Origin of the sequence: Candidatus Stygibacter australis (genome assembly GCA_030765845.1) — a bacterium.
In the GTDB taxonomy this organism is placed as follows: Bacteria; Cloacimonadota; Cloacimonadia; order Cloacimonadales; family TCS61; genus Stygibacter; species Stygibacter australis.
Window position 1 is genome coordinate 1 of sequence record JAVCDJ010000107.1, and the last position, 8,779, is coordinate 8,779.

Annotated in this window: 6 protein-coding genes; all 6 read left to right on the top strand. The window is 39.8% G+C overall.

The genetic code is table 11. The annotated features are described in order from the left end of the window. On the top strand, positions 1–414 hold a 414-nt coding region (locus tag RAO94_05590; protein MDP8321802.1), incomplete at its 5' end, for an SPASM domain-containing protein. A gap of 752 nt (positions 415–1,166) precedes the next feature. Next, positions 1,167–2,519 (top strand): PhoH family protein, encoded by a 1,353-nt coding sequence (locus tag RAO94_05595; protein ID MDP8321803.1) that lies wholly within the window; start codon positions 1,167–1,169, stop codon positions 2,517–2,519. A gap of 5 nt (positions 2,520–2,524) precedes the next feature. Further along, complete coding sequence (alr, locus tag RAO94_05600; protein ID MDP8321804.1) at positions 2,525–4,453, top strand: alanine racemase; 1,929 nt, start codon at positions 2,525–2,527, stop codon at positions 4,451–4,453. A gap of 509 nt (positions 4,454–4,962) precedes the next feature. Further along, positions 4,963–6,843, top strand: a complete 1,881-nt coding sequence (locus RAO94_05605; protein ID MDP8321805.1) for an ABC-F family ATP-binding cassette domain-containing protein — start codon at positions 4,963–4,965, stop codon at positions 6,841–6,843. A 10-nt stretch (positions 6,844–6,853) separates the two neighbouring features. Beyond that, a complete protein-coding gene (locus RAO94_05610; GenBank protein ID MDP8321806.1) occupies positions 6,854–7,828 on the top strand; it encodes a 2-hydroxyacyl-CoA dehydratase in 975 nt (324 codons plus the stop codon). A gap of 17 nt (positions 7,829–7,845) precedes the next feature. Further along, the gene (locus tag RAO94_05615; protein ID MDP8321807.1) at positions 7,846–8,748 is read left to right on the top strand and encodes a metallophosphoesterase; all 903 of its coding nucleotides are present in this window, start codon (positions 7,846–7,848) and stop codon (positions 8,746–8,748) included. Positions 8,749–8,779: the final 31 nt, after the last annotated feature.

Sequence of the window (8,779 nt, forward strand, 5' to 3'; positions counted from 1 at the left end):
GATTATCCTGATAATAACTTATTGTTAAATAGAAGTCCATATTTAAGTAATTTTTTCCATCTGCTAGAAGTTAAAAAATTTAAATGTAAGATAGGTTTTGATAGTTGCTCTGTATCGGGAATAGTTAAATATTTGAATGTACCTGAATATTATATAGAATCATGTGAGTCAGGTAGATTTTCAGCATTTATATCAGAAGATTTAAAAATGTACCCTTGCTCTTTTATGATTAACGATTTTAATGGAGCGAATCTAATGAAAAAATCTATCCAAGAAATCTGGCAATGTGATGATAATTTTGTTAAAATTAGAAGTCTTCATAAAAACATTGATGCTTCTTGTAATAGTTGTGAGTTCTTACACTTATGTCAAGGTGGTTGTCCTATTATTAATAATATCAACTTATGCATTTAAATTATTGTTCAAAAATATAAATCTCACTTTCTATCTTAATTATTATTGAATTTTACTTGACTATAATATGAATCAGGGAATTAAACTCTAACAAATCAAACAATCAGTAATGTAAATTAAACACAAAAATCAGTCAACTATCTAAGCTTATCGGACTGAGAACCGACCGTATCACCATTCATCACACTACATTTGTTTCCGTGTCGTCAGAGCAGTCCGTAGTTCAGATTCTTACATTACATCTTTTCGTGCCAATTCTTGGCTTTCGTAGTTAAAAAATATCTTACATTACATTCAGCAGATGTATAAGAACTCCTATCCCGAGTACGGTTCAGAAGTCTTATGCTTAGTCTTTTTAAGCCGCGAACAAACGCGAACAAGAAGAGCTTTTAATGCAATACCTGCAATTTTAATATTATACTTCTTCAGTTCGTTTTGTTAGTCTTGTTCGTTGCTTAATAATTCTTACATTACATTATCCGTGCAAAATCCGTGTTATCCGTGGCCAATTATTCTTACACTACATTCTTTCGTGTCAATTCGCGGTTTTCGTGGTTAAGAAAATCTTACATTACATTCCTCTGTGAACTCTGTGGTGAAATATCTTACATTACATTTATCAGTGTAAATCCGCGTAATCCGCCCAATCTGCCTGCCGTGCCGTAGCCTTGTGCGTAGGATGGTGTTCTATCAATAGAAGTCTTAAATTGACAAAAAAACCTGTTATATTAATATTTTCTCAGGAGTACTCAATGAAGAAAATTTATGTTCTCGACACCAATGTTCTCATCCATAATCCGGATGCACTCTTTGCCTTTGAGGATAATGATATAGTTGTCCCCATCACAGTAATAGAGGAAATAGATAATTTCAAAAGAGGTCTGGATGAGAAGGGCAGAAACGCCCGACAAATCGGCAGACTGCTTGATGATCTGCGTAATTCCGGCAGCCTTCAGGATGGTGTTAAAACTGAAAATGGTGGTACTATCCGCGTAGTGCTCAGCCGTTATATTTCAGAAACTGCCAAAGAGATCCTGATCACGGATAATAATGATAATCTCATCATCGGCACTGCACTTTTCCTTCATAAAGAGAATCCGGATACTCCTGTAATTCTCGTCTCCAAAGATGCCAATGTCCGCATCAAAGCTGATGCCGTGGGCTTAAAAGCAGAAAATTATGAAACTGAAAAGATAGATTTCAATGAATTATATGAAGGCTTCTCAGTGCTGGAGTGTGATCTTGAGCTGATAGAAACCTTCCGCACTAAGAAAGTCCTTAAAAATGAATACGGTCATTTTTTCCCCAATCAATTCCTGAAATTAGTTCATCATCCAGAAGACCAGCCGGATATTATCGAAATAGCCCGTTATAATTGCGATACTGATTCTTTTTACCCACTCGCTTTTTATCAGGATCAGGAGCTATTCGGTATCACTGCTCGTAATCCTGAGCAGGCAATGGCTTTTGATCTGCTGCTTGACCCCGATATCAAACTGGTGAGTCTGATCGGAAAAGCCGGCACAGGAAAAACTCTTATTGCCCTGGCAGCTGGACTTAACCAGGTGGTTGAAAAAGACCTTTATACCCGTCTGGTGGTATCCAGACCGGTATTCCCTTTAGGAAAAGACCTCGGCTATCTGCCCGGCACTAAAGCAGAAAAATTTAATCCCTGGATGCAGCCCATATATGATAATATGGAAATATTACTCACTACAAAATCTGAAGAGGAATCCAAATCCAATGGCCGCATCTTTGGTAAAAAGAAGCCTTCTCTCAATGATTACCTGGATTTCGGCTTTATTGAGCTGGAACCTCTCACCTATATTCGCGGACGCAGCCTGCCTAATCAATTTATCATCATTGATGAAGCGCAAAACCTTACTCCTCATGAAATGAAAACCATTATTACACGTGCTGGAGAAGGCACAAAAGTGGTTATCACAGGTGATCCTTATCAGATAGATATTCCCTACCTTGACAGTGGCTCAAACGGCTTAAGCATAGCCTGCGAAAAACTTAAAAACGAAAAAATCGTCGGACATGTTACCCTGCTCAAAGGTGAACGCTCCCTGCTGGCAAATATCGCCGCCAAATTCTTCTAAATATTATGAATTCAACCAACGACTCACGACTAACGACTCACGATTTCCGCTCCTGGGTAGAAATCGATCTTTCTGCCTTCCAGCATAATTTCAAGGCACTCGCTGAAAGAATTTCACCTCAAACAAAGATCATGCAGATCATAAAAGCTGATGCCTATGGTCATGGCGCTCTGGAAATAGCCAGAACTGCCCTGGATTGCGGAGCAGACTTTCTGGGCGTTGCCAATGCAGATGAAGGTGCTCTGCTCAGATATTATGGTATCAAGGCTGATATCCTCATTTTATCTCCCTCATTGCTGTCAGAAATCCCTTTTATCCTGGAAAATTATCTGATGCCCACGATCTCTGATCCTAAATTTGCCTTAGCCTATAATGAACTGGCTTCTAAAAATTATCCCGTTCATCTCAATATTGATACCGGCATGGGACGTAGTGGTGCTGAGCTTTCTCAAGCTGCCGGCCTGTATAAACTATGTAAATCTCTGCCCAATATAAATATCCAGGGTATATTCACCCACTTTGCAGCAGCAGAAAATGATAATGAATATTCGCAATATCAGATCAGACAATTCCAAAAATTCCTTGATTCACTATCTGGATTACCGGAATTTATCCATTCCGCCAATAGCAGTGCCATCTTGAATATCTCTGAATGCCCCGGTAATCTTGTCCGCTTCGGAGCTCTCACTTATGGATTTTATACTGATAATTCCCAAAGAGATATTATCGATCTGCAGCCCGTACTTAAGTTCAAAAGCAGGATTTCGCAGATTAAAACCGCCCGGAAAGGCGATTATATCGGCTATAACCTCACTTATAAATGCGAGCATGACCTCAAATATGCCATTATCCCTGTAGGTTATGCGGATGGATATGACTATCTGCTTTCCAATCGTGGCAAGGTGCTCCATAAAGATGCTATCCTGCCCGTGATCGGCAAAGTATCTATGGATATGATAGCTGTAGATATCTCTTCAGCTTTAAATGCCAAAGCAGGAGATGAGATTACCCTGCTGGGATCTGACCCACATCTGCGTGTAGAAGACGTATCCGCTTTATATAAGGGAAGTCCCTATGAATTACTCTGTCAAACCGGCAGACGTGCACCTCGCTTTTTCTATGAAAATGATAAGCTCATCTCTACCGCCCCGTTACTTCGACGCGAATTCGTTTCTTCAGATTATAATGATGATAAATTGAACCGCATTATTGAAGCAGCCATGCAACAGCGGATGCAGGGCTCACAGATTGCAGATTTCGTTTATCAGGACATCCTCAAAAACATCTTCAGCGATCAGGATAATAATGTTCATTTCCGTCATGATTTCCAGCATTCCATTGATTTCAGCATCTCTGATGACCCCGCAAAGCAGAATTACTGGCTCACCCGCACCTCACTCTCTTTTCGCAAAATTCTCAGTGCCGATTCCTTCCGCATTGCCTGTGCCAATAATGAAGATAATCTCAATAAATACTTCCTGGAGCCTGATGTGGAATACCGCTGGCTGCTGGATGAAAGCCTTGCCCTCTCGCCAGATTCCTTCCAGCTCTCTTCAGCACGGATCAATGATATTGAGCTGTATTCATCAGCCCGGATCGTTAATAACTGCCTGGAGATCACCTGTTACCATGAGAAACTTAAGGAACTCATCGATCAGGAAGTCACTTTTGAGATTAAAACCCTCACCTGGTATCCACGCAGCTTCCACCAGCTCACAGTTTATATCACGGGCATCACCCACAAACTTGATCTTGAGTTCACCTACCCACCTGACCTGCATATGGAAAATATCATCCCCATCCTGGCAGGTAAAAATAAATTCCCCCAACTTGTGCAGACTCCCACCTCAACATCGCTCTCTTCCCCTCACTGGCTCTTCCCCTCCAGCGGGATCATATTTGTATATTATCTGACGTCAGATACTGATAGATAAAACATATAAGAGATTGACTCTTTCCTCTCTACAGGTTTCAATCGAATTGATTACTTTATTTCAATTAATATATTATCCATACATATCATCTGATCAATAGCATTTTCACAGATTAGAACACTATTTTTGTTCTAATTTTACCAATCTGTTCTATTATAATTAGTTTAATCATTACTTTACATTTATTTATTATTCTTATAATACCCAATGTAGGCTTAAAGTGGAACAACAAAGCACGTACTGACATTTTTATGTTATATTGTGCTTTGTTGTTCCACCTGTTATACACTTAGAAGACTGAAAATGTCTGGGGAAATGTTATTTTTCAGGCAGATTATATATTCTTTTTTTTGATAATATCGAATTGTGATTTATGGACATTATGGACTGTATGGACAATATGGACAATATGAAGCGTTGAATTGTGAATTGACAAATAAAGGGGATGCGTATGTTTTTGTAAATCTCTGATAAGAAAGGGCGAAATACACGGGAGTAAACCAGGAAAAATGAGTTTAATAAGTATCAGCGAGGTGAGTCATAATTTTGCAGATAGAGATATCTTCAAGGATATATCATTTTCACTGGAGCATAACAGCCGGATAGGACTAGTAGGTCCTAATGGCAGTGGTAAAACCACTTTGTTCAATATTCTTGGCAGAAAAATTGTCCCTCACAAAGGAGTAGTACAGCAGGCAAAGAAACTGAAAATCGCTTATCTGAGTCAGGAAGTGGAACTGGATGAAAATCTGACTTTATATGAATGCGTAAGCTCAGCAAATGAGAAAATAAACCGGACAGGCCTGGAACTGGAAGCTGCCCGTAAAGCGGTTGCAACAGACAGCAGTGAAACAAATCTGAAGAAGCTGGAGGTGCTGGAAGAACAATATTTTCAAATGGGTGGTTATCATTACGCCTCTGAGATGAAGATAATTCTGGCAGGATTTAATCTTGAGCTTGATATGTGGGATAGAAAAATCGCAGATTTCAGCGGAGGGGAAAAAACGCGTATTCAGTTCGCCCGTATCCTGCTGGCAGAAAAGGATATCATGCTGCTGGATGAGCCTACAAATCATCTGGATTTCACGATGATCTACTGGCTGGAGAATTATCTTGTCAAGCAGGATAAACCCTATCTGATCATCTCTCATGATCGTCATTTTCTGGATAAAACCGTGAGTAAAATTGCCGAATTGCGTAATATGCGGATATATTTAACGCATGGAAACTATTCCACCTGGGAAGCTGACAGGGCAAATCGCGAACTTACCCAGCATCGTGAATATCAAAGACAGCAGAAATTTATCAAGGAAACGGAAGACTTTATCGCCAGAAATATGGCAGGTCAAAAAGTAAATCAGGCAAAGAGTCGGCAAAAGATGCTTAACCGGATGGAAGTGATCTCCAAACCTGATCACCAGAAACGGATCAATCTATCTTTTAAAAGCTCTACCCGAAGCGGAAATGACGTGTTCATCTTTGAGAATGCAGTACTGGGCTATCCGGGTAATGCACTCACTGACCCTTTAAATCTGTATGTACATTATCGCAATAGAATTGCCCTGGTGGGTGAAAATGGCAGTGGAAAGACAACTCTTCTCCGGTGCATAACTGGAGAGCTGGAGCCACTTTCAGGAATAGCAAAGATAGGTGCCAGCCTGAATATTGGTTATTATGATCAGATGCGCACGGAGCTTGATGAAGGCTTAAATGTGTTTGACACTTTACAGGCTCTGATGCCGGGAGCGGAACGGGGAGAAGTTCTTAGCTGGCTGGCAAGATTTTCCTTTAATGGGGATGAAGTGCTGAAATCTGTTCAGGTATTGAGCGGCGGAGAAAAAGCCAGGCTTTATCTGGCAAAACTGATCTGGCAGCAGCCGAACTTTCTGATCCTGGATGAGCCAACCAATCATCTGGATATCAATACAATAGAGGAGCTGGAAAAGGCTTTGCAGCACTATCAGGGAACAGTGATCTTTGTCTCGCATGACAGTTATTTTATCCAGAGAGTGGCAAATAAGATCTGGCTTTTCAAAGATAAAATTATCAAGGAGATGAATCAGGAAATTGAAGAGGTTTTCACGCATGAGATGTTCCTCTCCAGCCGGAAAAAGGATACGATTGATAATAGACCTGCAAGGGAGAAAAAGATCAATCCGCAGATACTTGAACGTATTTTGGCTGAACTGGAAGAATTACAATTAAAATTAGCGGAGCTGGATACTAAAATAGAAGTGCTGGAGGAAACCTATGGCACAAAAGAAGTCTATAATGATAAACAGAGATTTCTGGAACTTAAGACAGAACACGATAAGTTAATACTGGACAGAAAAAATCTGCTGGTGAAAATAGAAGAGAAAGAAATAGAATATCTGGAGAAATGTGAATAAGGAAAATCTGATGAAAATAGGCTTCACAACCAGCTTTCCCATAGAACCAATCCTCGCTGCAGGACATCAGGTGATAGATCTTAATAATATTTTCATCACAGGCAAAAACACGCAGTTGGTGCAGAAAGCAGAAAAGATGGGTTATCCCCGCAATATCTGCAGTTGGATAAAAGGTATCTACAGTGTTGCCAGTGGAGCAGATTTTGATTATGTGATGGGTATTATCCAGGGAGATTGCTCAAACACACATTCTCTGTTGATGACCCTTAAAGATCAGGGGCAGAAGATATTATACTTTTCTTTTCCCTTTGATCATGATAAATTGAAGCTGGCAAGAGAAATTGAATTACTGGAAGAATATTTTGGCGTAAGCCGCAGCGATACAATGAAAGTCAAACGGGAATTAGACAGAATTAGAAAAAAGCTTGTGGAACTTGATGATCTTACCTGGCAGACCGGAAAAGTGAGTGGACAAGAAAATCATCTCTGGCTGGTGAATGCCAGTGATTTTGGTGGAGATCATCATAAATTTGAAACTGAGTTGGATTTCTTTATGATCGAGGCAAAGCAGAGAAAAGAACAAACTGATAAACTGAGATTAGGATTTCTGGGTGTCCCCCCTATTTTTGATGACCTCTACGAATATCTGGAAAGTGAAGGTGCAGGGGTAGTTTATAACGAAATTCAAAGACAATTTGCCATGCCATATCTAAAAGAGGATATTATCGATCAATACTGGTATTATACTTATCCTTATTCAGTTAATGAACGGCTGAAAGATATCCAGACAGAGATAAAACGCCGGAATCTGGATGGAGTTATCAGTTATACCCAGAGCTTCTGTCACAGGCAGATAGATAATATCCTGATCCGTAAATATCTTGATATTCCTGTTTTAACCCTGGAAGGTGATCAGCCGGGGAAACTGGAAGCCAGAAGTCGATTACGAATAGAGAGTTTTCTGGATATGATTAAATACAGGTAATAAGTGAGGAGTGAAGAGTGAGAAGTGAACGGCTTGAAAAAGAAAAGAGATGTGGATCAGGGGTGATCGATCTTAAAAATAAAACGCTTTATGTGGAAAATATTCCCTTCATATACGATTTTTTTAAGGATCTGCTTTATATAAGCGGAATTTATGATGAGTGGCATGAAAATGCTCTACAATTAAGAATACGCCATGAAAGCTGGAGTTTTGCCAATCTGCCTGAAAGTTTTGATGGCTTCAGGATATTGCAGATAAGTGATATTCATATTGATGCTTTGCCGGAACTTTCTGATATCATTCCTGCTCTTTTGCAGCAGGTAGATTTTGAGCTTTGCGTCTTAACTGGTGATTTTCGATTTAATATTCATTGCTCAAATGAACGGATAGACAAGTTATTACAGCCGATTATTGAAGCAGCAAATCAGGCTGAATATCCAGCACTCGGCATTTTGGGCAATCATGATTATCTGGATTATACCCTGGATAATGTAGCTGGTTTAGGTTTGAAATTCCTGCTGAATGAATCAATGGAACTTAAGCGTGGAGATGATAAAATATTACTAACCGGACTTGATGATGTGCACTTTTATCGCACCGGCAGATTATTCGAGCAAAGAGATGCAATTGCAGAAGCAGGATATAAATTGCTTTTGATCCATAGTCCGGAGTACATAAAAGAAGCTGCATTATATGGCTATGATCTTTATCTTTGTGGTCATACTCACGGAGGACAATTGTGTCTGCCTGGTGGTATCCCAGTGATCTCTAACAGCCGCTCAGCGCGTAAATACAATCGTGGACGCTGGCAATATAGAAAGATGCAGGGTTATACATCTTTGGGTTGTGGCGCTTCTGGAATTCCCTTGCGCTGGAATTGCCCACCGGAAATTGTAGTTCATCATTTAAGGAGAAAATAGTGAGTCTTAGAAAATGGTTAAAAAAACACTT

Coding starts and splice junctions, on each gene's coding strand:
- RAO94_05595 (MDP8321803.1), top strand. CDS start 1,167: ATGAAGAAAATTTATGTTCTCGACACCAATGTTCTCATCCATAATCCG.
- alr (MDP8321804.1), top strand. CDS start 2,525: ATGAATTCAACCAACGACTCACGACTAACGACTCACGATTTCCGCTCC.
- RAO94_05605 (MDP8321805.1), top strand. CDS start 4,963: ATGAGTTTAATAAGTATCAGCGAGGTGAGTCATAATTTTGCAGATAGA.
- RAO94_05610 (MDP8321806.1), top strand. CDS start 6,854: ATGAAAATAGGCTTCACAACCAGCTTTCCCATAGAACCAATCCTCGCT.